We start from the raw sequence: 741 nt of genomic DNA, 5'->3' as shown, positions 1-741 counted from the left end.
TTCATTATATCGGCTGCGCTTCCCTGAATAGGTGCATTGACCGCCAGTCGCTCTCCCAGTTTAGCTATATTGTAATTATCGCTCTGTAGCTCGGGAATGTATCTTCGTCGGTTGAGGATAGTCGTAACATAGCCGCTCTTGACCGCCTGCTCGATAGTGCGGTCCAGGTACTGTCTGACCTTAGGATACTTTTCAAAATATCTTCTGATGTATTCCTCTGCCCTTTCATCCGATATTTCCAGCACTTGCGCCAGTCCGTACTGGGACATCCCATAAATAATTCCAAAGTTAATGCTCTTGGCCACCCGCCGCATCTCGGAGGTAACCTCATGCGGCTCCACCCCGAATATCTCCGACGCGGTCTGGCTATGGATATCCAGATCTTCCTGAAAGGCTTTGATCAGCTCCTCATCTCCGGAAAGATAGGCCAAAATCCGTAGTTCGATCTGAGAATAGTCAGCCACGAGCATTTCTTTGGACTCAGCAGGGGCGATAAAGGCCCGGCGGATCTCCCGGCCCAGCTCGGTCCGGATAGGGATATTCTGCAGATTAGGGTCACTGCTGGAAAGCCGGCCAGTAGTGGTCACCGTCTGATGGAAGGTGGGATTCATTCTCTTTGATAAGCTGAAGCTTCCGGGAAAGAAGAAGACCAAAACGGGTTATGCCACCGGGTTGTCAGTTCTTAAAGATCTGGCCAGCAAACCTCCTATTGCAGGCAAGATCGTGGAGTATCGGGAGTAT

General features: G+C 50.6%; 2 protein-coding genes. One reads left to right on the top strand and one right to left on the bottom strand.

Features of this window, described 5'->3' with window-relative positions; genetic code table 11:
• The coding region (locus HW443_RS12410; protein WP_258190556.1) for a DNA polymerase at positions 1-611 on the bottom strand (611 nt) is incomplete at its 3' end.
• Between HW443_RS12410 and HW443_RS14205 the strand changes: the two genes are divergently transcribed.
• Positions 601-741: DNA polymerase (locus HW443_RS14205; protein WP_176238360.1), on the top strand; the 141-nt coding region annotated here is incomplete at its 3' end. The genes HW443_RS12410 and HW443_RS14205 overlap by 11 nt on opposite strands.

This window comes from Candidatus Hakubella thermalkaliphila (assembly GCF_013281975.1).
GTDB lineage: Bacteria > Actinomycetota > Humimicrobiia > Hakubellales > Hakubellaceae > Hakubella > Hakubella thermalkaliphila.
Note: the sequence above shows the minus strand (reverse complement) of the source record. Positions and strands in the feature narration are given on the sequence as shown.